22 protein-coding genes are annotated in these 24890 nt (G+C 58.7%); 5 read left to right on the top strand and 17 right to left on the bottom strand.

Annotated features, from left to right (window positions below; translation table 11 throughout):
* Nucleotides 1-43 precede the first annotated feature (43 nt).
* From AC07OX_RS27755 to AC07OX_RS27740, 4 genes are all read right to left on the bottom strand, one after another.
* The gene (locus tag AC07OX_RS27755) at nucleotides 44-820 is read right to left on the bottom strand and encodes a cytochrome c1 (protein WP_062473681.1); all 777 of its coding nucleotides are present in this window, start codon (nucleotides 818-820) and stop codon (nucleotides 44-46) included.
* Between the two features lie 37 nt (nucleotides 821-857).
* On the bottom strand, nucleotides 858-2294 hold the full coding sequence (locus tag AC07OX_RS27750) for a cytochrome b (protein ID WP_070059900.1): 1437 nt from the start codon (nucleotides 2292-2294) through the stop codon (nucleotides 858-860).
* A 14-nt stretch (nucleotides 2295-2308) separates the two neighbouring features.
* Nucleotides 2309-2926: a ubiquinol-cytochrome c reductase iron-sulfur subunit gene (gene petA, locus AC07OX_RS27745; RefSeq protein WP_062473677.1), complete on the bottom strand. Its 618-nt coding sequence runs from the start codon at nucleotides 2924-2926 to the stop codon at nucleotides 2309-2311.
* 160 nt (nucleotides 2927-3086) lie between these two features.
* Nucleotides 3087-3848, bottom strand: coding sequence for a LuxR C-terminal-related transcriptional regulator (locus AC07OX_RS27740; protein ID WP_495262590.1), 762 nt, complete (start codon nucleotides 3846-3848; stop codon nucleotides 3087-3089).
* A 481-nt stretch (nucleotides 3849-4329) separates the two neighbouring features.
* On the opposite strand from AC07OX_RS27740, the gene AC07OX_RS27735 reads away from it, so the two are divergent.
* From AC07OX_RS27735 to AC07OX_RS27725, 3 genes are all read left to right on the top strand, one after another.
* The gene (locus AC07OX_RS27735) at nucleotides 4330-4635 is read left to right on the top strand and encodes a hypothetical protein (RefSeq protein WP_082818080.1); all 306 of its coding nucleotides are present in this window, start codon (nucleotides 4330-4332) and stop codon (nucleotides 4633-4635) included.
* Nucleotides 4636-4769: 134 nt separating this feature from the next.
* Nucleotides 4770-5387, top strand: coding sequence for a YjbF family lipoprotein (locus tag AC07OX_RS27730; RefSeq protein WP_495262591.1), 618 nt, complete (start codon nucleotides 4770-4772; stop codon nucleotides 5385-5387).
* The gene (locus AC07OX_RS27725; protein WP_495262592.1) at nucleotides 5384-8434 is read left to right on the top strand and encodes a YjbH domain-containing protein; all 3051 of its coding nucleotides are present in this window, start codon (nucleotides 5384-5386) and stop codon (nucleotides 8432-8434) included. The genes AC07OX_RS27730 and AC07OX_RS27725 overlap by 4 nt, the downstream gene beginning before the upstream one ends.
* 102 nt (nucleotides 8435-8536) lie before the next feature.
* Here the strand turns inward: AC07OX_RS27725 and AC07OX_RS27720 are convergent, their stop codons facing one another.
* On the bottom strand, nucleotides 8537-10540 hold the full coding sequence (locus AC07OX_RS27720; protein WP_495262593.1) for a polysaccharide biosynthesis protein: 2004 nt from the start codon (nucleotides 10538-10540) through the stop codon (nucleotides 8537-8539).
* Nucleotides 10541-10985: 445 nt separating this feature from the next.
* Between AC07OX_RS27720 and AC07OX_RS27715 the strand changes: the two genes are divergently transcribed.
* A complete protein-coding gene (locus AC07OX_RS27715) occupies nucleotides 10986-11420 on the top strand; it encodes a low molecular weight protein-tyrosine-phosphatase (protein WP_495262594.1) in 435 nt (144 codons plus the stop codon).
* Entirely contained in the window at nucleotides 11417-13672 is a 2256-nt protein-coding gene (locus AC07OX_RS27710; protein ID WP_495262595.1) for a polysaccharide biosynthesis tyrosine autokinase, read from the top strand. The genes AC07OX_RS27715 and AC07OX_RS27710 overlap by 4 nt, the downstream gene beginning before the upstream one ends.
* A gap of 155 nt (nucleotides 13673-13827) precedes the next feature.
* On the opposite strand, the gene AC07OX_RS27705 is transcribed toward AC07OX_RS27710, so the two are convergent.
* From AC07OX_RS27705 to AC07OX_RS27650, 12 genes are read right to left on the bottom strand one after another with little or no spacing between them, the layout of a single operon-like run.
* The gene (locus AC07OX_RS27705; protein ID WP_495262596.1) at nucleotides 13828-14202 is read right to left on the bottom strand and encodes a VanZ family protein; all 375 of its coding nucleotides are present in this window, start codon (nucleotides 14200-14202) and stop codon (nucleotides 13828-13830) included.
* Entirely contained in the window at nucleotides 14199-15386 is a 1188-nt protein-coding gene (locus AC07OX_RS27700; RefSeq protein ID WP_495262597.1) for a DegT/DnrJ/EryC1/StrS family aminotransferase, read from the bottom strand. Before AC07OX_RS27700 ends, AC07OX_RS27705 begins: the two co-directional genes overlap by 4 nt.
* Before the next feature lie 2 nt (nucleotides 15387-15388).
* The gene (locus AC07OX_RS27695) at nucleotides 15389-16063 is read right to left on the bottom strand and encodes an acetyltransferase (protein ID WP_495262598.1); all 675 of its coding nucleotides are present in this window, start codon (nucleotides 16061-16063) and stop codon (nucleotides 15389-15391) included.
* A complete protein-coding gene (locus tag AC07OX_RS27690; RefSeq protein WP_495262599.1) occupies nucleotides 16060-16827 on the bottom strand; it encodes an SDR family NAD(P)-dependent oxidoreductase in 768 nt (255 codons plus the stop codon). The genes AC07OX_RS27695 and AC07OX_RS27690 overlap by 4 nt, the downstream gene beginning before the upstream one ends.
* The gene (locus tag AC07OX_RS27685) at nucleotides 16824-17885 is read right to left on the bottom strand and encodes a ketoacyl-ACP synthase III (protein ID WP_495262600.1); all 1062 of its coding nucleotides are present in this window, start codon (nucleotides 17883-17885) and stop codon (nucleotides 16824-16826) included. The genes AC07OX_RS27690 and AC07OX_RS27685 overlap by 4 nt, the downstream gene beginning before the upstream one ends.
* A gap of 3 nt (nucleotides 17886-17888) precedes the next feature.
* On the bottom strand, nucleotides 17889-18113 hold the full coding sequence (locus AC07OX_RS27680; protein ID WP_495262601.1) for an acyl carrier protein: 225 nt from the start codon (nucleotides 18111-18113) through the stop codon (nucleotides 17889-17891).
* Between the two features lie 20 nt (nucleotides 18114-18133).
* The gene (locus tag AC07OX_RS27675; RefSeq protein WP_495262602.1) at nucleotides 18134-19180 is read right to left on the bottom strand and encodes a ketoacyl-ACP synthase III; all 1047 of its coding nucleotides are present in this window, start codon (nucleotides 19178-19180) and stop codon (nucleotides 18134-18136) included.
* On the bottom strand, nucleotides 19177-19791 hold the full coding sequence (locus AC07OX_RS27670; protein WP_495262603.1) for a sugar transferase: 615 nt from the start codon (nucleotides 19789-19791) through the stop codon (nucleotides 19177-19179). Before AC07OX_RS27670 ends, AC07OX_RS27675 begins: the two co-directional genes overlap by 4 nt.
* The gene (locus tag AC07OX_RS27665; RefSeq protein ID WP_495262604.1) at nucleotides 19788-20906 is read right to left on the bottom strand and encodes a glycosyltransferase family 4 protein; all 1119 of its coding nucleotides are present in this window, start codon (nucleotides 20904-20906) and stop codon (nucleotides 19788-19790) included. The genes AC07OX_RS27670 and AC07OX_RS27665 overlap by 4 nt, the downstream gene beginning before the upstream one ends.
* Entirely contained in the window at nucleotides 20903-22888 is a 1986-nt protein-coding gene (gene asnB, locus AC07OX_RS27660; protein ID WP_495262605.1) for an asparagine synthase (glutamine-hydrolyzing), read from the bottom strand. Before asnB ends, AC07OX_RS27665 begins: the two co-directional genes overlap by 4 nt.
* Nucleotides 22876-23955: a glycosyltransferase family 4 protein gene (locus AC07OX_RS27655; RefSeq protein WP_495262606.1), complete on the bottom strand. Its 1080-nt coding sequence runs from the start codon at nucleotides 23953-23955 to the stop codon at nucleotides 22876-22878. Before AC07OX_RS27655 ends, asnB begins: the two co-directional genes overlap by 13 nt.
* A complete protein-coding gene (locus tag AC07OX_RS27650; protein WP_495262607.1) occupies nucleotides 23952-24887 on the bottom strand; it encodes a glycosyltransferase family 2 protein in 936 nt (311 codons plus the stop codon). The genes AC07OX_RS27655 and AC07OX_RS27650 overlap by 4 nt, the downstream gene beginning before the upstream one ends.
* Between the last annotated feature and the right edge of the window lie 3 nt (nucleotides 24888-24890).

The following is a 24890-nucleotide window of genomic DNA, read 5'->3' as shown; positions in this document are numbered from 1 at the left end:
TGTGGGACCGGACGCACGAGGCGCCCGGTCGGCGTGAACGGAATTACTTGACGTCTTTCCAGTACGAGGCGTTCAGTCGCCATACGAAAACCACCGACATGGCCAGGAACAGCAGCACCCAGACGCCGATGCGCACGCGGGTGTTCTGTGCCGGCTCGGCCATCCACTGCAGGTAGCCGACGAGGTCGCCCACTGCGCTGTCGAACTGCACCGGGGTCAGCGTGCCGGGGGTCACTTGCTCCCACTTGCCCGTGAACACGTCGGTGGCATGACCGTGCTGCTCGACCTTGGCGTGCACCGGCAGGCGCTCGCCCTGCAGTTCCCACAGCGGGTTCGGCATGGCGACGCTCGGGAACAGCAGGTTGTTCCAGCCGGTGGCCTTGGTGTCGTCGCGGTAGAAGCTGCGCAGGAAGGTGTACAGGTAGTCGGGGCCCGTGCCGCCGTGGCCGGCGCGCGAACGTGCGACCAGCGTCAGGTCGGGCGGCGTGGTGCCGAACCATTCCTTGGCCTGGCGCGCGTCGATGTTGGCCTTCATGGTCTCGCCGACCTTGTCGGTCGTGAACAGAAGGTTGTCCTTGATCTGCTGCTCGCTGATGCCGATGTCCTGCAGGCGGTTGTAGCGCATGAAGGCGGCCGAGTGGCAGTTCAGGCAGTAGTTGACGAACAGCTTGGCGCCGTTCTGCAGGGCCGCCACGTCGGTGGTCTTGTTGGGCGACTTGTCCCACGCCAGACCGCCCGATTCGGCGGATGCGGCCGCGGAGAAGGTCAGGCCCAGTGCCAGACCCATGACAGCGAGCCAGCCGGAAATTCTTTTCTTCATCGTGTTTCTCTCAAGCTCTCTTGCACTTGCGCGCGCATCAATGGGCGGCGAAGACCACGCGCTCGGGCACGGTCTTGAATTCGCCCTTGCGGCTCCACCACGGCATCAGCAGGAAGAAGCCGAAGTAGAAGAGCGTGCCGATCTGCGAGATGGTCTGGGCGATGTCCAGGGCGAACGAGCCGATGACCAGGTTGCCCCAGACGCCGGGCGCCTGGATGCCCAGGTAGCCCAGGATCAGGAACAGGAACACGAACACGCCGTAGACATACTTGTGCCAGCTCGGACGGTAGCGGATCGACTTGACTTCGCTGTGGTCGAGCCACGGCAGGAAGAACAGGATGATGACCGAGCCGCCCATGATGACCACGCCCCAGAACTTGGCGTCGAAGGTCTTGAGCAGGAAGATCACGACGGCGGCCACGACCACGGCGGCAACCTTGAGGCCCATGCCCGACTTGCCCTTGATGAAGTTCCAGACGGCGGCCGCGGCGATGATCAGCGCGAACACGTTGACCATGTCGTCGGTGGTGGCGCGCAGCATCGAATAGAAGGGCGTGAAGTACCAGACCGGAGCGATGTGGTTCGGCGTCTTCAGCGAGTCGGCCGGGATGAAGTTGTTGTACTCCAGGAAGTACCCACCGGCTTCAGGCGCGAAGAAGATCACGGCCGAGAAGATCGTGAGGAACACCACCACGCCGAAGATGTCGTGCACCGTGTAGTACGGGTGCGACGGGATGCCGTCGAGCGGATGGCCGTCGGGACCGCGCTTGGCCTTGATCTCGATGCCGTCGGGGTTGTTCGAACCCACTTCGTGCAGCGCGATCAGGTGGGCCACCACGAGGCCGAGCAGCACCAGCGGCACGGCGATGACGTGGAAGCTGAAGAAGCGGTTCAGCGTGGCGTCGCTCACGACGTAGTCGCCGCGGATCAGCAGGGCCAGGTCAGGACCGATGAACGGGATGGCGGCGAACAGGTTCACGATCACCTGGGCGCCCCAGTAGGACATCTGGCCCCAGGGCAGCAGGTAGCCCATGAAGGCTTCGGCCATCAGGCACAGGAAGATCGCGCAACCGAACACCCAGATCAGCTCGCGCGGCTTGCGGTAGCTGCCGTACATGAGGCCGCGGAACATGTGCAGGTACACCACGATGAAGAACGCCGAGGCGCCCGTCGAGTGGATGTAGCGGATGAGCCAGCCCCATGGCACGTCGCGCATGATGTACTCGACCGATGCGAACGCCTGGTTCGCGTCGGGCTTGTAATGCATGACGAGGAAGATGCCGGTCACGATCTGGATCACGAGGACCAGCATCGCGAGCGAGCCGAAGATGTACCAGAAGTTGAAATTCTTCGGTGCGTAGTACTTGCCCCACTGGTCGTTCCAGAGCTTGGTCAGCGGGAAGCGGTTGTCGACCCAGTTGAGCAGCTTCTCACCGGCGGGGGCGTTCGGGGAAACTTCGTGAAATTCAGCCATGTTCGTGGTCTCCCTCAGGCCTTCTTGCTGTCGTCGCCGATGAGCAGGCGCGTGTCGGACAGGTACATGTGCGGAGGCACAGGGAGGTTGTCAGGAGCGGGCTTGTTCTTGAAGACGCGACCGGCGAGGTCGAACGTGGAACCGTGGCAAGGGCAGAGGAAACCGCCTTCCCAGTCGTTCGGCAGCGAGGGTTGCGGGCCGGCCTGCAGGCGGTCGACCGGCGAGCAGCCGAGGTGGGTGCAGATGCCGACCACGACCAGCACATCGGGCTTGATCGAACGGTGGCCGTTCTGTGCGTACTTGGGCGTGAATTCGTCGGGGTGACGCTTGGAGAGCGGATCGGCGAGCTGGCCATCGAGCTTGGCGAGTTCGGCGACCTGGTCAGGGCTGCGCTTGAGGATCCAGACCGGCTTGCCGCGCCATTCGACGGTGATCTTTTCGCCGACCTTGAGGGCCGAGATGTCCACTTCGACCGCGGCGCCTGCGGCCTTGGCCTTTTCGGACGGCTGGAATGTGCTCACAAAAGGGATTGCGGTGGCCACGCCGCCCGCTACGCCGGCACAGCTGGATGCGATCAACCACGTCCGCTTGCTTGTGTCGATCCGGGGCGAGCCGGAGGTCATGTCACTCATGGGGATCCTCTAAGTCTTCTTCGCTGGAGCAGGGGCTGACCTTCGCCGCAGCAAGGTCAACCCGAGATTGTAGCGGGGCGCAAAAGGGTTTTTCAATGATTGCCGCGCGTGCGCACGGCGCCGCAGCACGTGCGCGACAGCACGCGACGGCCCTCGGCGCTCAGCTCAGCAGTCCGTACTGGGTTGCCTGCCGAACGGCCTGGGTGCGCGACTTGACGGCCAGCTTGCGGTAGATCCGCTTGGCGTGGAACTCGACCGTGTTGATCGAGAGGCAGATCGCTTCGGCAATCTGCCGATTGCTCCAGCCTTGCGCGATCAGGCGCAGCACATTGAGCTCCCGAGGTGACAGCAGCCCGGGAGCAGGCATCGGGGGCGAGACCGTGTCGCCGTCGCGCAGCGCGGACTCGACACCCTCCGGTTTCGCGGACGCCGCAATCAGGCCGAGAACACGACGCGCGACGCGTGCGTCCATCGGCGAACCGCCGCGCTCGATCGAGCGCAGCAAGAAAGAGAGTTCAGCATCTTCGGTGCTCGTCAGCAGATAGCCGGCGGCTCCTGACGAGATCGCGGCCTCGACCAGCAGGCGGTCGTCGTCCTTCGACATGGCGATGGCGTCGATCTGCGGGTAGGTACGCCGCAGGTGCGACAGGAGCGCGACGCCGCCGTCATCAGCCAAGTGCATGTCGACCAGCACCAGGTCATAGGGCAGCGCGGCCAGCAGACGGATCGCTTCCGCGTGCGTGGAGGCGATCACGACGCGGCGACCCGGGGCCAAGTCGCAAAGGAGGCGTCGCATGCGATCGGCCAGGGCCAGGTCGCCCTCAACGATCAGGGCACCGAAGAAGGCACAGCCCAAGGCGGCGTACCGGCCGGTGAGTGCCGGCGCCGAGTGTGCGCTGCCGGCGGACAGGTGATTCATCATGAGCAGACGCCTCCGATCACGCCACCTGCTGCGCGCTCGCACACCCGCACACCTTCCGCTCCCACGCCTTCAGACAATCGAATCACGCATATCCCCTTGTTGCGCCCCGCGCGCCTACCTTGAATGTCAACTTTCGTTTCGGGGTACTGCAGGAACGATGCCTGGGAGTCGGCCATGCGGCCCATCGCAACGATGGCTCGGCGAGTGCGTTGATTTCATTGAAGAAATGCGGCGGTAACGCCCGGGACCCCGCCGATGGAGCTGCGCGCCAGTCGCCGTCGTTACGGTCATCCTGGGCGGAACGTTACGTAGCATTGAGATACACATGTGCCCGTCACACTCACCCGCAAGAATCGGGGCAATACGCAGTTACAAGGATGCCGTGGCAAACGCCTCATCCACCGGGCCAAATTAGTTGCGGCACACTTCTGATGCTGCTAACCTCAAGTCAAGAGCATAAAAACCCTTTGAGAGGATCACTGTGAAGACGAACAAACTGGTTGCTACCGTCGCCCTTGCCACCCTGGCAATCTCGTCGGCTTTTGCCCAAACGCAGGTTACCCCTGCGCCCGCAAGCAACAATCGCGCATTTACGCCGGGCCCTGCTGGCGCTCCGAGCGCAACCGCTGCTGGCCTTGGCGGCCTGACCCCCGTTCAATGGGGCGCTGTTGCAGGCACCGGCGCACTGATGCTGACCCTCGGCAGCAGCAACAACGGCAACGGCGGCGGCGGCTTCTTCGTCCCTGGCACCGGCACCACCGGCACGGGCACCACCGGCACGCGTTAATGCTGGTTGCCCTCCTGAAAGGAGGGCATTCGCTGAAAAGTCCGCGCGTTGCTTCCGCCACGCGACTCTTAGAACGTTGCCTTTGGGCAACGTTTTTCTTGGGCGTTGGCGGTTGCTCCTCCGGAACTTCAGCCATGCTGGATTCAGCTCGACTGCTGTATCGCGGCGAGTCTGCAGCAACCCAGCCCAATTTCAACCCCAGCTATCGGTACCTGCGGACCACCGTCGATGGGCGCGTCCTGTACATGGTGCTCGGCTATATCGATCAGCGCGCCGAAGGGCCCGTCGAGGTTTGGTACAGCGGCACGGGCGAGGTCGTCCGACTTCTGAATGGTCAACTGGTCGGCACGACTGGGCTGTCCATCGATTGGCGCGACGTTCGACTTGCCAACCCACCCGCCTGGCAAACTCATACTGCCAACACCACGCAGACCTACGCGCGCGAACGCGACCTGATGCCCGGCTATCGCTTCGGCATTCGCGACGACATCGTGCGCACATCGATCGCGCCGCCCACCGACAGCGCGCTCGCCGGCGCGCCCGCAAGCTCCTTGCGCTGGTATGAAGAACGCAGCGCATCCCGCCCTGCGGCAGCCTCCGTCCCCCCCGCGCGCTTCGGCGTTTCATTTGCTTCTGGCGCCCCTCAGGTCGTGTATTCGGAGCAATGTATTTCCCGCGACCTCTGCATGAGCTTCGAACAGTGGACACCCCCCGCACCAGCAGCCGGCACCGCGGCGCGCGCTGGTACATGAGCCCCCTCTTCCTGCGAGCCATCAGCCCCCCGCATTGGCCCCGTCGAACGGCCCTTGCCTGCGCGTTGATGGCAAGTCTTGGCGCCGCGGCGGAGCCGTCGCAGAACGCAGCGACCGTTGAACCCGCAAGCGATGCCGAAGTGCGACCCGGCGAACGACTGAGCACCTGGCTGCTGCGCCAACCCGAGGGCTCGGCCGCGCCCGGGCTCGCATGGCGCGTACCGCAGGAACGACTGGCCCAGCAGTTTCTGAAGAACACCCTGCTCGTGCGCCTCGAGGCGGCCAGCAGGCGCGCACCGCGCCCCGAGCAACTCGATCGGCTGAAGCTCATCACATGGCTGCAGAACCTGCCGATCACCGGCCGCGTGGCGCTGGGCATCGTGGACCCCCGCTGGCTGCAGGCGCACCCGGATCAAGACCCCGTGCTGTCGGCCGGCCAGCAGCTCATTGCGCCCTCCCCGCAATTGAAAACCATCGCGGTTGTCCGCCCCAATGGCGAGTTGTGCCACGTGGCGCACGAGGCCGGCCGGACCGCTTGGGACTACGTCATCGCCTGCGCCCCCAACACGACTCACGATTGGGCATGGGTGGCGCAGCCCGACGGCCGAACGTCCCGCGTGGGCATCGCCCCCTGGAACGGCCACCCCTCCGATGAGCCGGCGCCCGGTGCATGGATCTGGGCAGCGCCGCGCGGCATGACCGAACTGGTCGACGCATCGGAAGGCATCATCAAGTTCCTGGCGACCCAGGGCCCTTCGCCGCAGACAGCGGCTCTGGGCACCACCACTGCCGCGCTTGCAGTTGCCAAGCCGGCCGCCACAATCAATACGTCCATTCCGCCGTCAGTTCCGCCGGAGAGCGTCATCTCGGTGCGCCCCGATGCCTCGGCCCCGCAATACAAGGCGCCTCGCACAAGCAGCAACGACTGGGGCGAAACCGGCCTGCTCCAGACGCCGACGGCACGCATGGGCGAGGCCGGTGATTTCCGCACCTCGATCAGCCACGTGTCGCCCTATACGCGACTGAACGTGATGTTCCAGCCACTGGACTGGATGGAGGCAGGCTTTCGCTACACCTCCATCAGCAACCGCGCGTATGCCGCCAGCACCACGGGCCAGAGCAATAAGGACAAGAGCATCGACGTGAAGCTGCGGCTGCTGCGCGAATCCGCGTATGTGCCTCAGGTTGCACTGGGCTTTCGCGACCTTGGCGGTACCGGCCTCTTTTCGGCCGAATACCTGGTCGCCAACAAGCGCTACGGCGATCTCGACTTCAGCCTCGGCATCGGCTGGGGATACCTGGGCAACAGCGGAAACATCCGCAACCCCTTGCTCGCCCTGAGCAATCGCTTCAGAACGCGCACGGTGAGCTCCGCAACGGGCGGCGAGGCGAACTTCAAGGCCTTCTTTCGAGGGCCAGCCTCCTTGTTCGGCGGCGTCGAATGGCGCACCCCCTGGGACCCCCTGACCGTCAAGCTCGAGTACGAAGGCAACAACTACAAGAACGAGCCTCAGCAGAACAATCAGGTTCAGCGCTCGCCTTTCAACATCGGACTGGAATATCGCTACTCACCCGGCGTCGCCTTCACCGCCGGCCTGGAGCGCGGCAACAAGGTGATGCTGGGCCTGACCCTGTCCACCAACTTGGCGAGCATGCGAGCCAGCAAGCCCGCAGATCCGCCGCCGCCCCGCTTCACGCCGGAGGCTCCAGCCAATCCACCTGGATGGGCCTCTACCGCTGCGGAGATCCAGGCACGCACCGAATGGACCGTGCAGCGCATCGCGCCGCAAGGCGACAGCGCGCACGTCTGGATCACCGAAAGCCACACGGTGTACCGCGAGGCCCGCGTGCAGCAGGTCATTGCCGTCATGCATCGCGATGCCCCGGCGTCGATCAAGCACTTCGTGCTTCACTACAACGAGCGCGGACTGGCGCTGCACACGCAGGTTGTCGATCGCAGCGAGTGGGTGACAGCGCACTACCAGGCCCAGACGCCCGCCGAACTGCGCGCCACGGACCAGCGTGACTACGCCCCGCCGCGCGGCCGGGCCGAAGACGGGCTCTACGTGCCGGCATCGCCGCAGCGCACACCCACTGATACAACCGCCACCACATCGTCCGGCGAGACGCCGGCCATGGCGCCGTGGGAACGACGCACGGAAAGACTCACGTTCGGCCTGACCCCGAGCTTCTCGCAGATCCTCGGCGGCCCCGATGCCTTCATGCTCTACCAACTCGGCGTCTCGGCCACCGCGGAGTACCGCTTCACACCGAGCACCTGGATGAACGCCGCACTGAACTGGCGCCTGATCGACAACTTCGACAAGTTCACCTACACGGCGCCCAGCAACCTTCCCCGCGTGCGAACCTACCAACGCGAGTACGCAACGACCAAGCGGTTGACGATGCCGGTGTTTCAGCTGACCCACGTGGGCCGCCTGAACGAAGACCAGTACTACAGCGTCTACGGCGGCGCCCTCGAGTCGATGTTCGCCGGCGTGGGTGCCGAGTGGCTCTATCGTCCGTGGCGCAGCAAGTTCGCTTTCGGCATCGACATCAACCACGTGCGCCAGCGCGACTTTGCCCAAGACCTCGGCCTGCGCGACTACAAGGTCAACACCGGCCACGCCACGCTCTATTGGGACACGGGATGGAACGGCGTGCAGGCCAGGATCAGTGCGGGTCAATACTTGGCGGGCGATCGTGGCGTCACCCTCGACATTAGCCGCCGCTTCGACAACGGCGTGACGATCGGCGCGTGGGCCACCAAGACCAATGTGTCCGCCGCACAGTTCGGCGAAGGCAGTTTCGACAAGGGCATCTACGTTTCCATTCCCTTCGACGCATTGCTGCCGCGCTCGAGCAAGTTCACTGCGAACTTTGCCTGGGCTCCGCTGGTGCGGGATGGTGGCGCCAAACTGGGACGGATCAACCCGCTGTTCGAGATGACGTCGATACGGGATCCGAAGGCTTTCAGCTTCTCGCCGCCCGACGACAAGGCACCGAAGGCAGGGGACAACATCCTCGACTTCAAGCGGGCGCAATAGGCACCCGCCGGCTGGAAACAAAAGAGCCCCGCTCCGGGGCTCTTGGTTACAGCATCGCCCCAGCGAACCAGGGCGAGAAAAGAACGAAGCAGTTCTATCGAATCAGATTGCCACGACAATCTGATTCGGCGCGGATGGCTGGTTGGCCTCGCCCACCTGCGCAGCGCCGACTGCCGCTGCGATGGGCAGAGCACGGTCACGCACACGGTGACGCTCCATATGCACCCAATCCACCACCTCCGCATGAGGCCGATAGCCGGGTAGCATCTGCGTCAGCGTCTGCTTCAGCATCGGCACATCGCTGCTTTCGAGTGCCGCATTCAGCGTCTCGAACTGGCGCCAGAGCTCATTCCAAGGCAGACAGGGATCGTGTGCCTTCATGACACGAGGATGCGCTGTAGGCATCGCGCTGTCGCCAATCAGGAGCTCTTCGTAGAGCTTCTCGCCAGGCCGCAATCCGGTCACCTGGAGTTCGATATCGCCATCCGGCGAATGCTCGTCACGGACCGTACGCCCCGAAAGCTCCACCAGCCGACGAGCGAGGTCGATGATTCGTACCGGCTCGCCCATATCGAGCACGAAGACATCGCCACCCTGCGCCATCGCGCCCGCCTGAATCACCAACTGGGCGGCTTCGGGAATGGTCATGAAATAGCGCGTGATGTCTGCATGCGTCAACGTGATCGGGCCGCCCGCCTCGATCTGCCTTCGAAACAACGGCACCACTGAACCACTGGAGCCGAGCACGTTACCGAAACGGACCATCGAGAAGCAGGTGTCCGAACTCTGCTGTGCCAGCCCCTGCAACGCCATTTCGGCGACGCGCTTGCTGGCCCCCATGATGTTCGTCGGCCGCACAGCCTTGTCGGTGCTGATCAGGACAAAGTTGGGAACCTTGCACTCCATCGCGATCCGCGCCGTCGTGAGCGTGCCCATCGCGTTGTTTCGCACACCCTCTGCCGGGTTGTGCTCGACGAGTGGCACATGCTTGTATGCCGCCGCGTGATAGACCGTGTCAGGGCGCCAGGCGCGCATCACTTCACGCAGCCGCGCCGCATCGCACACCGAAGCGAGCAGAGGGACGACACGGACGTTCGGCGCCAACTGTTCCAGCTCCTGGTGGATGCCATAGAGCGCGTACTCGCTCAACTCCACAAGCAGCAGCGTGGAAGGCGACAGCTGAACGATCTGCCGGCACAGTTCACTGCCGATGGAACCACCAGCTCCGGTGACCAACACCACCCGACCACGGATGTGCTTGTGCAGTAGGTCTGCCACCGGCTCGACTGGATCCCGCCCCAGCAAGTCCTCGATGTCGACTTCAACCAGATCATTGACCTGCACCTTGCCGTTAGCCAAGTCGAGCAGCCCCGGAAGCATGCGTACATGCAGATGCAATGGCAACAACTGGTTCAGGATTTCAACGCGACGCCCACGACTGGCTGAAGGCATCGCCAAGAGCACGTCCGTGATGCCCCAACTGGCGGCATTGTTGCTAAGCCAATCCGAAGATTGAATGCGCAGGCCGTTGATCGTGTTGCCTTGGAGATGCAAGTCATCGTCAACGAAAGCTCGGACGACCATGTCCCGACTTTGGGCCAATGCCGCAGCCAGTTGCAACCCCGCGCTACCGGCGCCGTAGATCACAACCTGAGGTAGTTGCTTGCGCTGCAGGGCGCTCATGTAAAGCCCCCCCAACCAGTAGCGCGCAAACATGCGCGAGCCAGCGATGGCCAAGAACAAGAGCAAGGGCACCAACAGACCGACCGTGCGCGGCACCCCTCGCACACCGACCACCGCAAAGATCAACGCATAGCCGAGGCCAAAGAGTACGCACGCGCGCACGATCGCCATGACTGCGGCCGTTCCGGCATACCGAAAGATGGCTCGATAGAGCCCGAAAACCACAAAGAGGGGAAGCGCAAGGGCGACAGCCACCGCGACAGCTGACCACTGAACGCCGCGTGGAGCCATCCATTGCTCGAAGCGAAAGCTGAATGCCAACCAGACACACAGGACGCAGAGCATTGCATCAACCCCTAGAGCCAGCATGCGCTTCACGGGGCGCGGCAAGGCAAGCAAGGGCGCAGCCAGACGATTGATCACACTGAAAACTCCTGCGGCACCTACAGGGTGCCGCGCTGCAACAATTGTCCGTGAAGGGTACCCACCCCTCCCCCCCAATTCAGGGGATTCGCGACATTCAAAATGTCATTTTTTGTATCTTTTGCATCGACATGACTTTAGTCATGGAGCCGCTCATCAGCGTTTTGGATCGGCGGCCACTTTGGCAGCTATGACCGATTCGGGCCCAGAACGCTCACCGCTTGGCATACATCCACTGGGCGGTGACTCCAAGCGCCCTGACTACAATGCCCAAGACGTGCCTAGCCTTCAGCCCTCCCGTCTAGATGACGCGATCCGATCGCCTCAACTAAGAAATGAGGGAATTTCTGTACGACACATGATTCATGCGAAACATGAAGCACGCGGTACGCAATACGTTGAATCTGACAACAGAGGCACAAGCCTTCGCAGGGAGCCAAGTCTCATGAAATCCGTTCTGGTGGTATGCATCGGCAACATCTGTCGCAGTCCCATGGGGGAAGCACTGATCGCGGCCGCATTGCCACAGGTTCAAGTCACGTCTGCCGGGACGGGCGCTCTGGTCGGTCACCCCGCAGATCCGATCGCACGCAAGTTGATGGCCGCACGCGGCATCGACATCGAGGACCACCGCGCACGCCAACTCACAGGGCAGATGTGCCAGCAGGCCGATCTCATTCTTGCGATGGACGAAGCGCAACGAGTCCACATTGGTCAACGCCATCCGCTGACTCGCGGCAAATTGTTCCGACTGGGTGAGGTTGCGCGCGTCGACATTCCCGACCCCTATCGCCTGGGCCTCCCAGCGTTCGAACACGCCTTGCAACTCATCGCTGATGGTGCCCACGCTTGGGCCGAGCGTATTCGCAAACTCTCATGACCCCTTCTGCTTCCACATCGGCCCCTTTGACGCCCAACACGGTCCGCCCTCGCGACGATGACGATGACGCCATCAACTTGTCCGAATACATAGACATCCTGCTCGATCGGAAATGGCTCGTAGCAGGTGTCGCCGCAGTAGCTCTTGCACTAGGGGTTGCCTACGCGCTTCTGACCACCCCAATCTACCAATCTAACCTACTGATTCAGGTCGAGGACTCCGCACCTGACGCCAAGAACTTTCTCGGCGACACGGCCAACCTCTTTGATGTGAAGACGCCCGCTACCGGCGAAATCCAGATCATCCGTTCACGGATGGTCATCGGGGGAGCCGTGGAAGCCATGCGCCTGTACATAGACGCTCGGCCGCGCCATGTCCCCGTTATTGGCGAATGGCTCTCTCGGCGTTCCAAGGAATTGTCAGACCCGGGTTTTCTGGGAATAGGCGGATACGTCTCCGGCACTGAAGCCATCGACATCTCCAAGTTCGACATCCCCTCCGCACTCGAAGACCAGCAGCCCTTCACGATCATTGCGCGGACCGGCGATCAGTACTCGCTCTCACACCCCGACCTCGCTGAACCACTGACTGGCACAGTCGGCAAGATGCTCAGTCAGCAGGTCCCAGGCGGAACCATCACCCTGATGGTTTCGCGCATCAATGGCAAACCTGGCGCCGAATTCCTCGTCTCGCGTGCATCGTCGCTCGCAACGACCGAGGACTTACAGAAGCGCATTCAACTCAGTGAGCAAGGCAAACAGTCGAATGTGATCAGCGTCGCACTTGAAGATAGCGACCGCGACCGCCTGCGGCGCACCCTCAACGAAATCGGCGCACAGTACGTGCGCCAAAACGTCGAGCGCAAGGCGGCTGAAGCGGAAAAAACCATCGAGTTCCTCGACCGACAGCTGCCCGAGTTCAAAACGCAGCTTGAAGACTCTGAGGACGCGTACGCACGCTTTCGCAACCAGAACGGCACCGTCGCCTTCGATGAAGAAGCCAAGGCCGTGCTGGAATTGTCGGTACAGCTACAAACCAAACGACTTGAATCCCAACAACAACGACGTGAACTGCTAGCGCGCTTTACAGAGACCAACCCGAAGGTCCGCATGATCGATGGTCAGATTGCGGCCATCCAGCATGAGATCAACGGTCTCGAAACTCGCGTGAGTGCCATGCCTGCGATACAGCGCGACGCCCTACGGCTGGAGCGCGACGTCCGCGTCAATGGTGAACTTTACAAGTCGCTACTGAACAGCTCTTTGCAGTTGCGCCTAGTCAAGGAAGGCAAGATCGGCAACGTACGGCTGCTTGACACAGCGGTTGAACCTAAGAAGGCTGTCAAACCTCAAAAGTCCATGATCGTGGCGCTTTCGCTGGTGCTGGGCCTGTTGGCCGGCGTGGCATTGGCCATCCTTCGTAGCAAATTGTCGAGTGGCATCCGCAATCCTCAAGAGATCGAAGATCGGCTCGGCCTGAACGTCTACTCCGTCGTTCCATTGGCACTCGAGCAAGAAACGATCCTGGAGCACATTGCCGGCGGCGCGAAGGGCGTGCAACTGCTGGCCGTAACCTCTCCCGAAAGCCTTGCCATCGAGAGTCTGCGCAACCTGCGGGTGTCTCTGCAGCTGACATTGATGGAGAGTGGCAACAACCGCGTGCTCATCACAGGTGCCACCCCTGGGGTGGGAAAGAGCTTCGTCTCGGGCAACTTCGCCGTCCTCATGGCACAGGCGGGCAAGCGCGTGCTGCTGATCGACGCCGACTTGCGAAAGGGGCACCTCCAAAAAGCATTTGGTCTCCCGCGCAAAGGTGGTTTGGCCGACGTCTTGGCAGGTGATATGTCTCCCGAGCAGACCATTCACGGGCAAGTGATCCCCAACCTGGATGTTTTGACAACCGGAAACTATCCGTTCAACCCAGCCAACATGATGCTTTCGTCAAAGCTGGGCGAACTGCTGAACGACTTCTCGGAGCGCTACGACCTGGTTGTGATCGACAGCCCGCCCGTGCTGGTGGCGGCCGACGCTGCAGCGGTCGCAGCACATGCCGGCGCTGTCTTGCTGGTTGCCCGTGACAACCTGACCCAACTCGGCGAATTGAATGAGAGCGTCAAACGCCTCGCGCATGCGGGCCAGCAGGTTAACGGTGTGGTCTTCAACGGCATGGACCTTTCTCGCCGGCACTATGGTAGCTACGGCTACAAGTACGGCGGTTATCGATATACCGAATACAAGTACAAAGAGGCATGAGTGCTCGACTCACTGGGCCAGTTCGGAGGGGTGAGGGAGCATCAGAGCACCTCCTCCTCCTCGCGTCAGGCCCGGTGAAGCCAGTCTCGCAGTAGCAGTTGTCACGACTGCAACTACTAGGAGCCCTGCCGTCTCAAACCTTTCGCCCTGCCGTCTCAAACCTTTCGCGTTACCGAAAACCGTTGTAACAGCGAAGCAACGGCAGTGCCGATCATCAGGCCAATCCCATCCGCCCATAGGTCGCTCCACTCGGCCATTCGATCGGGCGTGAGCGACTGCAGCACTTCAATCAGCCCTCCGTAGCCGAGCAGCCCCAAGAGCGATAGCGGGATGCGTCCCGGCCACGCCCCATACGCAAGGAATGCCAAGACTGCAAAACCTAGCGCGTGATTGCTCTTGTCCCAGCCCGTACTCGGCACCGAAAGAGAGGCGGGCATCAAGCTCAGCACCAACAACGCCAGCATGGCAATGACCAGCAGCCAGCGCCACAAGATCGCGTGGGCCGCGAGGCGAGCCCACAACACACTCACGCCGATGCCTCTGCCAGCACCTGCGCGATGACCTTGCAGCTCTTCTCCATCTCGATCGAGGTAAGTGTCGGGTGCACGAGAAACATCAGGCTCGTTTCCCCCAATGCGCGAGCAACAGGCAATCGTTCAGCCGGCCGCCAACCCGTGCCATCGAACGCTCGCTCCAAGTAAACCTCGGAGCAAGACCCCTGATAGCAGGGCACGCCATGTGCTTGGATCGCCTCGACGATTCGATCGCGGCTCCACCCTGTCGCCAACTTTTCCGGCTGCACGTAAACGTAGCATTTGTAGTGCGCATGAGCACTACCCGCCGCGTCTTGGTCCACAAAGGCGGGCACCCGCACTGCGGCATGGGGACGAGCAGCTTCCCACAGAGCCTGCGCATGACGCGTACGCGCAGAAGTCCAATCTGTCATCCGGCGCAGTTGAATGCGACCGACGACAGCCTGCAGCTCCAGCATTCGCCAATTGGTGCCGAAACTTTCGTGCACCCAGCGAAAGCCCGGCGGGTGCTCGCGCTCGTAGACGGCTTCATAGCTCTTTCCGTGATCCTTGTACTGCCACATAGCGCGCCACAACGCTTCGTCGCTGGTCGTCACCATGCCGCCTTCTCCGCCCGTAGTCATGATCTTGTCTTGGCAAAACGACCAGGCGCCTGCATGACCGATGGAACCGACGGATCGCCCCTTGTAACGGGCACCATGCGCCTGCGCGCAGTCTTCGATCACTTTGAAATCATGCGCGGCTGCAAGCGCCATGATCGGATCCATGTCACACGGCCAGCCGCCTAGATGCACGCAGATGACTGCCTTGGTTCGGGGCGTCATCACTTGTGCGATGGTCTCGGCGGACAGGTTGCCACTCTCGACATCGACATCCGCAAACACTGGGGTTGCTCCCGCGTTCACGACACATGAGACGCTGGCAATGAAAGTCCGCGGCGTCACTATCACCTCATCTCCCGGTCCGATATTCATGCCCTTGAGAATCACATCCAGAGCCAGCGTGCCATTGGCCAGCGCAACAGCATGCGCAGAGTCTGCCCAAGCGGCGAACTCCTTTTCAAATGCTCGGCACTCTTGCCCGGTCCAATAGTTGACCTTGTTGGATAAGAGTACGCGCTTTAGGGCATCGGCTTCTTCGGCTGTGAAGCTGGGCCAAGGGGAGAAATAGGTATTCAGCATCATCAGTCCTGTTGTTTATCGTCGCTTTGCGGCTTATGTATAGAAAGCCGCTTTGCTGGCGCCGCATACATGGTCGTACCCAATGGAACCGAGCGCACCACGGTACTGCCCGCACCAATGATCGCGCGTGAACCAATCTTGATTCTGGGCAAGATCTTTGCTCCGGTGCCGAAGAAAACGGAACTCCCGACAACGACTTGACCAGTCACATCCACATGACCACTCAAAGTAGAAAAATCACCCACTTGGGAGTCGTGGCCAATACTCGACATTACATTGATTGTCACAAAATTTCCAATCCGGGTATCAGCTGAAACCAACGCAAAAGGGCAAACAACCACCCCCTCTCCCAACTGAGCTGTCCTTGCCACAACCGCACTTGGATGCACCAGCGACACAAATCGTCCACCCTTGGAACGGAGAACTTCGACGATCTTTTCTTTAGCCAGCGGATTAGCAATACCCAGTAGAAATAAATCTTCAGCGCAGGGCTGGTAAGCAGCTATGCCGCCGAGATACCGTGTTCCATAGTCAAAATTTTTCAACGCAGACTCATTATCATCAATGAAGCCAAATACCTCCGGATATTCTCCATTCGCCCGAAAATCAGCGCACCAAGAAATCACCTCGCGCCCGAATCCGCCGCCCCCTACAAGGATTATTCTAAAATCTTTCATTGAGCTGTATATCCGCCATCGACCGGAATACAGGCGCCTGTTATCCATCGCGCCGCCGGCGACATCAGAAAAACCGCAATATTTGCAACATCCATGGGGATGCCAAACCCCAGCGGATGCCGAGCCCGATAAATCTCCGTTGCATTTATTCCGATTGCCGCGACATGCCGAGCATGCATCGCAGTTTCTACTGCGCCGGCCGCAACGGAATTTACTCTTATCTTCCGCCCCGCCAACTCACACGCCAACGACCTCATCAAACCGTCAATACCGGCCTTTGCAGCAGAATATGTTGTCAGGCCGGGTGTTCCCCTTAAGCCAGCAACTGACGACATGAAAAGTATGGATGCACCATCAACAAGTACTCCTTTTTGACTTGCAGCCCGAGCGATGCCAAAGGCAGCATAAAGGCTGCTCGAAAAAAATTCATCGAGCTGCGCCTGTTTCATCAAACGAACAGGTTTGGTCAACTCAACTCCAGCCGCATGAAATACCCCCATGAACGGACCGTGACTTTCTGAAATCGATTTAGTCCACACCGCAACCTGGTCTGCGTCTTTCATTTCAACCGGTGCGATCACGTGCTCGACTCCAGCCCGCAACTCGCTCTTCAGATTTTCCAATCGCGTTACATCTCGACCAGTGGCTACAACCGTGCCCCCACAGGCAGCGATCAATTTTGCAGTCTCATAACCCAGCCCCGATGAGGCTCCGGTAACCAAGAAATTTCCACCCTGCAAACAATTCGCACTAAAAACATTCATAGCTCTATCGTTTCCACGCATTGGAGTGGTCCAATTTTCAATGAGGCTGCTCCCCAGGAATATCCAACCCCAAAACCAAAAATTGCCACCTGAAGCTCTTTGATCAAGAGCGTCTCGCAAAGTCGAGTAGTAAGAAGAAGTGGAATTGATGTACAGCTTGTATTTCCGTACTCCTCGATATTTAACGGGACAATCTCCGGCGGTAATTTCGCCTTTTTGGCGATATGCCTCAACATAAAGAGATTTGCTTGATGAAAAAGAAATGCATCATACTCCCCCACCTCTTTACTCGCCTGACATAGCAAATCATTAATAAGAGGCGGTATCGAGCGAAGTGTGAAATTGAATATTTCACCGCCATCCATATATAGGCAGTCCGGATTTCTTTTTTCCAACCGTGCATCACCCAACAGAGCGTTCTCTCGGGAGGCGCCACGAGGCACAACCAGGTTTTTTGCTCCCTTTCCGTCCGTACCCAGAACAAAATTGGCTCTGGTGCCGGGGTCGTCTTCCTCCAGTGCAGTCATGCTACCTGCGTCACCAAATAGCATCGCGGTTGCCCGATCATTGGGATCCACGAGTTTGCTGATCGTATCGCCCACAGCAAGCAAAACTCTCTTTGCAGCGCCACTTTGGATCATGCTCATCCCAAGCCATACCGCGTAAGGGTAGCCAGAGCATCCTAAATTTACGTCGAACGCAATACAAGACGAACTGAAACCAAGTTCACCTTGAAGAACACACGCGCTGGCGGGTAGTCTGTAGTCAGGCGTTTGAGAGACAAAAATTATTGCGTCAATTGAATCAGGAGACCAATTGAGACCGGCGAGCAAACGCTCTCCCGCCTTTCGACACAAATCAACCGTTGTCGTCTCCGCAGAAACCCATCGGCGACTCTGCACGCCAATCATCTTTACAACTTCATTGACGCTAGAGTCACCGAATAGCGAAGAGAAGTGATTATTATCAATTTTTTGGGAGGGAACGCAAGAAACCACGCCCGCCAACCTCGCACCATTTACGAATATTCTTCTCTCAGATTTCGGCGACTGGCTCATCGGTTAGGCCTTTTTCTTCAAGGCAACAAGTTTTTCAATATCACCAACCGTCTCGCAATCATCCAAAGCTTGCCCCTCCAAAACGATGCCAAAGCAATCATCAACCAAGGCGATGGTAGAAACAACCGCAAGAGAGTCCCATCCCGTACTTTGCAAATTGAATTCTGGATTTACCTCCACAACATCCACCTCCAAAATTTCTGCCAAGCCTTCGTAAAATTCGCTCATTATTTACTCCAATTAAAAAATTAAAAAGTTATAAAACCCGCAGCCCAAGAATACCCAACCCCAAACCCCACTAGCGCGAATTTTTTCGTCGAATCTAGCAAGCCATTCTCTCTCATCTCGCAAAGTGCCATTGGAATCGAGGAGGAAACTGTATTCCCGCAGCATTCGACATAGATCGGGAATTTCTCAACAGCGATCTTCATGCGTTTTCTCAGCGATTCAAGCATGAATTTATTTGCTTGATGCAAGACGTAGAAATCGATGTGATCCCGAGTGACGCCAGATTTCTCGATTAACCCGTTCAGCGCGGCCGGAACCTCTCTCAATGAGAAAGAAAATATCTCTCCGCCATTCATGAAAAGGTTATTGGCCGAACGAACATTTCCAGAATCATCTTCAACCTCAACACCAGTTCCCTCATTTGATGGATTACGAAATCCCCCAGCCTCCACAATTAGATTAGCGGCTCCGGCGCCGTCAGTCCCAAAAACAAATGGCCCTATCGAATCCGAATTCCCGCCTGCGACAACAACCGTTGCCGCAGCGCCGTCACCAAAAAGAGTTCGAACACTTTTATCCAATGGGTGAATGTATTTGGAGTAAGTGTCCGCAGTTAATAAGAGAACACATTTGGCTGCACCTGTTTCTATTAACCCTTTGGCGATTGAGAGACCGTACACGAATCCCGAGCATCCTAAATTGATATCCAGCGCACCTGCGGCCGTAGAAATTCCCAGACGATTTTGAAGGAGACAGGCAGAGGTCGGAAGAATGTAATCAGGGGCTTGTGTGCATAGCAGGATGAAATCCACATCCGATGCCTTGCACTTTCCTTGTTGAAATAAAATCTGCGCGGCCTCAAATGCCAGATCGGTCGCGGTTTGCTCCGTCTCCGCAATCCGCCGCTCCTTAATTCCCGTTTTTTCGAAAATCTTTTCCTCGGGCCAACCCGGGTACAAATCCGCGAGCTCAGTATTCGTCAATCGCTTTTCAGGCAAAAATTTCGCGATATCCAAAATCCGAGCGTGTGCCGATTGACTCGAGTTCTTCACTAGATCATTTGTCATTTCTTTCCTTTAGTCGAATCGCGGCCAGACCCAGTGAACGCGGCCATAGTTGCCTCACCCGCCGAGCTAATGCCCTCCCGCACAACGACCTTCTTGATGGTGAGAAGAAGAATCTTCAGGTCGAGCCACATCGAACGGTTATTCACATACCACACGTCAAGCCTGAATTTTTCTTCCCAGCTCAGCGCATTGCGTCCATTGATCTGCGCCCACCCCGTGATGCCGGGCCGAACTTCATGACGTCGAGATTGTTCGGCGGAGTACAACGACAAATAGCTCATCAGCAATGGACGCGGGCCAACCAGACTCATATCGCCTTTGAGCACGTTCCAGAGCTCGGGCAGTTCGTCCAAGCTGCTGGCACGCAAGAAGCGACCGAAGGGAGTCAACCGGTCTGCATCGGGCAGCAGTTGACCGTCGGGGCCACGCTCATCCGTCATTGTGCGGAACTTGACCATATTGAACGGCTGCCCCTTCAAGCCCGGCCGCGTCTGGCGAAAGAACGCGGGCTTTCCCAGCTTGCGGCGCACCTGCCATGTCAGGAACAACAGCGGAATGCCCAAGAGTGCGAGCGCCAGACTAGCCACGATGAGATCGAACAACCGCTTCATTCGACCCCCATCTCTCGCAGCATCGTGGCGTTGACTTTATGTACGTCGTATTTCACTTCTGCCATGTGCCGTGACCGCTGCCCCATGCGCTGTGCCAACCCTTCATCTTCAACAAACTTCAGCATGGCCTGCTCCAATGCATCGACCGACTTGACCGGCACCAGTAGCCCGTTTTCGCCATGCACCACTGTCTCGCGGCAACCGGGAGCGTCGGTGGTGATAATCGCGCGCCCCATTGCCATGGCTTCCAGCACAGTGCGAGGCGTGCCCTCTCGATAGCTAGGCAACACATACACACTGCTGCGAGCAATGGCCGGGCGCACATCATGCAGGCGCCCCAAGAAATCCAGTGCCCCGTCAGCCACCCAAGTGTCCAACTCGTGTTGCGCAATGGCGTTAGGGTTGGTGTCGAGCCAACCCACCAAAAGGCAACGCGCACTGGGATGCGCAGTCCGGACTCTGCGAGCGGCCTCCGCATACTCACGCACACCCTTATCCCCGAGCAAGCGGGCAATCAAGAGAAAGCATGCCGATCCCGCTGGCAGCGGCACCGTCTCGAAAGCGGCAACATCCACGCCGGAACCGTTGACCACGTAGCTCCGAGCGTTCGGCTTCAGAAGCTTGCGTTCGCGAAACAGTGCCTCGTCGTCTGGGTTCTGAAAAAACACCGTGTGCACGCATGCCAAGGCAATCGCATACAACCGCTGCACCAACGCCTGCAACCCGCTTCGCCGACCTTCCTCTTGAAACGCGTAGCCCAATCCAGTAATGAGTGCAAAGCGCTTGGGAACGCCGGCCAACCAGGCCGCCAACGAGCCATAGATGACCGGCTTGATCGTGTAGCCCAGTACGTATTCGGGCCGCACGCGCCGGACGAGCCGCCAAAGACCCCACAGAGTCCGCAAGTCTGCGACCGGGTTGGTACCAGTGCGCCGCATGGCCACCTCATGCACCACCACGCCCTCGGCCTCCAGCCTCAGGCGAACAGGACTCGCCTCAGGCAAGTCGGGGGCTGCAACGTGCACCTGTAGGCCGTGCGTTTGCAATGCTGCAATCAGTGGACCGCGAAAGTTGATCAGCGATTCGGCCAGACTGGCAACCAACAAGAACTTCATCGCACGCCGCCCTGCGCCGGTGCCTGCTCCGTTAGCCAAGCCTGGAACATCAATACGCACCAAAGCTGATGTTGCCAGTTGCGCTGCCCACTCAAATGCTCAGCCCACCTTTGTCTTATAGGGACGGGATTGAAATAGCCCTCGCGCGTCAATCGCGACTCACTCAACAAGTCTTCCGCCCACGCGCGCAGGGGGCCACGCAACCAACTGTCGATGGGCACACCAAAGCCCATCTTGGGACGCTCGATCAACACTTTGGGCACATGACGAAACAGCACTTGGCGCAATGCCCATTTGGTCGTGTAGCTCTTGTTTTCGCGTCGCAGCTTGTATTCCATCGGCAGTTGCCACGCAAACTCCATGACGCGGTGGTCGAGGAAAGGCACGCGCGTTTCCAAGCTCACGCCCATGGCGGCGCGGTCGACCTTGGTCAAGATGTCATCAGGCAAGTAGGTTTGCAGGTCGAGCGCCATCATGCGTTCCACATCGGTCAAACCCTCCAACTGCGGCTGTAAGCCCGAGAGCAGCGTCGCCGGCTCCACTCCCTCCCGCACGATCTGCGCAGGGTTCTGCCACTGTGAAACCATTCCCAGATACAGCTCGGTCGCAGAGCTTGCCGCCATGACCCCGGCGCCCTTGTGCAACTTGTCGCCCACACCAGCCCAACGCGCTGCAGCAGGCAAGTGCGATGCAAAGGCGTCGAGGCTTTGAGGAGAGAAGCGTGTCAAGCCCCAAGCCATCGCCTCGCGCAACCGCAGCGGCAGTACTGACAGCTTTTTCCACAAACTCGCCGTCAACTGGTAGCGGTTGTAACCTCCAAACAGTTCGTCCCCGGCGTCACCGGAGAGCGACACCGTGACATGCTGGCGCGCGAGTTGGCTGACCAGAAAGGTGGGTATCTGAGATGAGTCAGCGAAGGGCTCATCGTAGAGCTGAGGCAAGCGCGGGATGATCGCCATGGCCTCGTGCGGCTGAACATAGAGTTCCGTGTGATCGGTACCCAGGTGTCGTGCCACCGCTTTGGCATGCACCGCTTCGTTGTATGCAGCCTCGGGAAACCCGATAGAAAACGTCTTGACCGGCCGCATAGACTGGGCCTGCATCATTGCCACCACGGTGGAAGAATCCACGCCGCCGGACAGAAACGCCCCCAACGGGACATCGGCCATCATTTGCCGACCCACAGCATCTTTAAGCAGACCGTCCAACGCATCGATGGCCTCGGTCGCGGACCCCATAAAGGGCTGCGCCTTTCCCCGTTTCGCTACTTCGGTCGCCGACCAGTAAACCCGTATCTTCGGCTCCGGCACATCTCGCGAAACCGTAAGCCAAGTCCCCGGAAGCAATTTACGGATGCCGTGATGAATGGATCGCTCGCCACCAATGTTGTTGTGCCGCATGTACAGGCACAGCGCGTCACGGCTGATTGGCGCAGCAAACGCGGGGTGCGCTCGCAGCGCCTTCAACTCAGATCCAAACAGGAAGACCGCCGCTTGACCAGTGCCTTGCCATCCGTAATACAGCGGCTTCTCCCCTGCGCGGTCACGAACCAGCGTCAGCGTGCGATCCCTTCTGTCCCATAGTGCGATGGCGAACATGCCTGCGGCGCGCTCCAAAGTGCCTTGCACACCCCACTCATCAAAACCAGCACAGAGCGTTTCGGTGTCAGAGGTTCCTCGCCACATGGGCGCTTGGTCCTTCTTCTGCAACTCGACACGCAAATCCATATGGTTGTAAATTTCACCATTGAAGGCAATAACGTATCGACCGCTCGCTGACCGCATGGGCTGATGGCCCGCTGGAGATAGATCCACCACAGCCAAGCGACGATGACCCAACCCAAACTGCGCGTCCGGGTCTGTCCATACACCACCGTCATCCGGCCCACGATGCCGAATCTGCGCAGCCATGCGCTCTGCCACGTCCGCTTGAGTGGATGCGTCCTGAGCGAGCCCCCCCAAAAAACCCGTCAATCCGCACATATTCTTTTTTCTCCGGCCCTTAACAGGAGGCTTGCCAACCGAGGTCCCACCTGCTGAACACAGTATTCAGCTTCCACGCGCTGACGCCCCGCATCTCCCATGGATTTGCGGAGATCCGCATTACTGAGCAGTTGCTCTAGCCTCCCTACCCAGGCATCTTCCGTTGACGCCAGAAACCCGTTCATGCCATCTCGCACGATTTGGGTATTCACGCCAATAGGAGAGGCGACGACTGGCAAGCCGCAAGCCATATATTGAATGAGCTTGTATCCGCACTTGCCGCGTTCCCACGGCGAGTCGTTCAAAGGCATAACGCCCACATCGCACTCCGCAATCGACCGAACCTCCGACTCCTCAGTCCATGGGATGCATTCGACGTCAACGCCGGACATCTCCAGCGCCCCACCGATTACGCGCAGCTTGAATGCAAAGCGTGCGGCCAACCTCGCTAATGGTGCTTCAAGTGCGGCCAAATACTTGACCGTGGACGGTGAACCAACCCACACGATACGCCGTACACCGTCCTGCTCGTAAGGCGACAATTGAGGGGTATATCGCTCCAGATCAATTACCGTGGGCAACGCCTCCACCCATGGCGCGCCGGCCTCCCGCGCGCGCTGCGCCAAATAGTCATTGCCTGCAATGACCAAGCCTGCTCCTGCCATCAGACGATCAATGCGGTGCCCTAATAAACGGCGAACCAATCCTGAGGGATGCAGATCGTAGTTGTGAAAAACTGCATCGTCGTAATCGAGCACATATGGTACGCGAGTAAGCAGCGCCTTTTCCCACGAGACTGGCATCCATGGCAAGGCCTCTTTTTCAATCCAAATCAAATCAAAATTACTTCGATGGAGCAACTGCGACACGCGATTTGCGTACGCCTTCAGAACCAATAAACCACCATATTTTTTATTCTCATACTTCCTTGTCAACATTTCATCATCAAAAAGCGGATGAACTGCACCATCTATTCCAAAACTCTTCAGACTTGACGAAAACTGCAACGAACGCAAGCGAGAGGAGGCCCCCAAACGCCCATAGCGGGTCAGCACCAAAATCTTCATTTGCGTGAATATTTAAGAATTTTTGGAATTTCCCGCCACAGCATTCCATAGCCCCTCAATGTATTACGAAAATCTTCCAATCCGCCGCGCATCAGAGAAAATACCGCCCGGGACACAGGCTCAATAAATAGGGTTATTCCTACAAGCGCCCACGCGGAAAGAAAAGAAAAATGTTTAAACGAATATAACAAACGACTACGCAGCGAGTAAAAGAGTCGACTAGCCTTGACTTGAGCTGAGGTACCGCCACCAGCATGAAAGGCTTGCGCACCAGCCAGATAGACGCTTCGCCACCCGGATTGACTCGCACGATATGACAAATCAACCTCTTCAAAATAGACAAAAAAACGCTCGTCAAATCCATTTAGTTTTTCAAAAATTGATCGGCGAATCATAAAAAAAGCACCAATCAACTGATCTACCTCTCGATCATTAGCGTGATCCCACTCGCCCATGTGCTGACTCCAAGAGCGCAGCCAAGGAAATTTATTTAACCCCAGTGCCTGGGAAAATAGTAAACTCACCTTTGGAAATCGAGCACAAGTGCGGGACACTTTCCCATTTGAATCAATCAGTTGAACCCCGGAAATTCCAACGCTTGAGTTCTCAGCCTTCTGCATGTAACTCAGCGGAATTCTCAGCGAACCATCAAACAACTGCGCGTCGGGGTTCAAAAAAAGAATGTACTCACTCTCACCAATTTTTGCCCCTTGATTGCAGGCCGCGCCAAATCCAAAATTACCCCCATTAGAAATCACGTTCAGGCTAAATTCGCAACCATTCATGTCAATATTCGCCATTGAATCATCTGACGAAAAATTATCAACAACAACAACCTTTCCAACCAAATTATCGTGATGACGAGCAATACTTGCAAGCGCACTGCGGAGTAGCGCACCAGAATTCCAATTAACCAAGACAATGTCAATCATTCA

Source organism: Variovorax sp. GW821-FHT09D07, assembly GCF_059416345.1.
The sequence above is the reverse complement of the archived record's forward strand: the minus strand, read 5'-3'. Positions and strand labels throughout refer to the sequence as shown.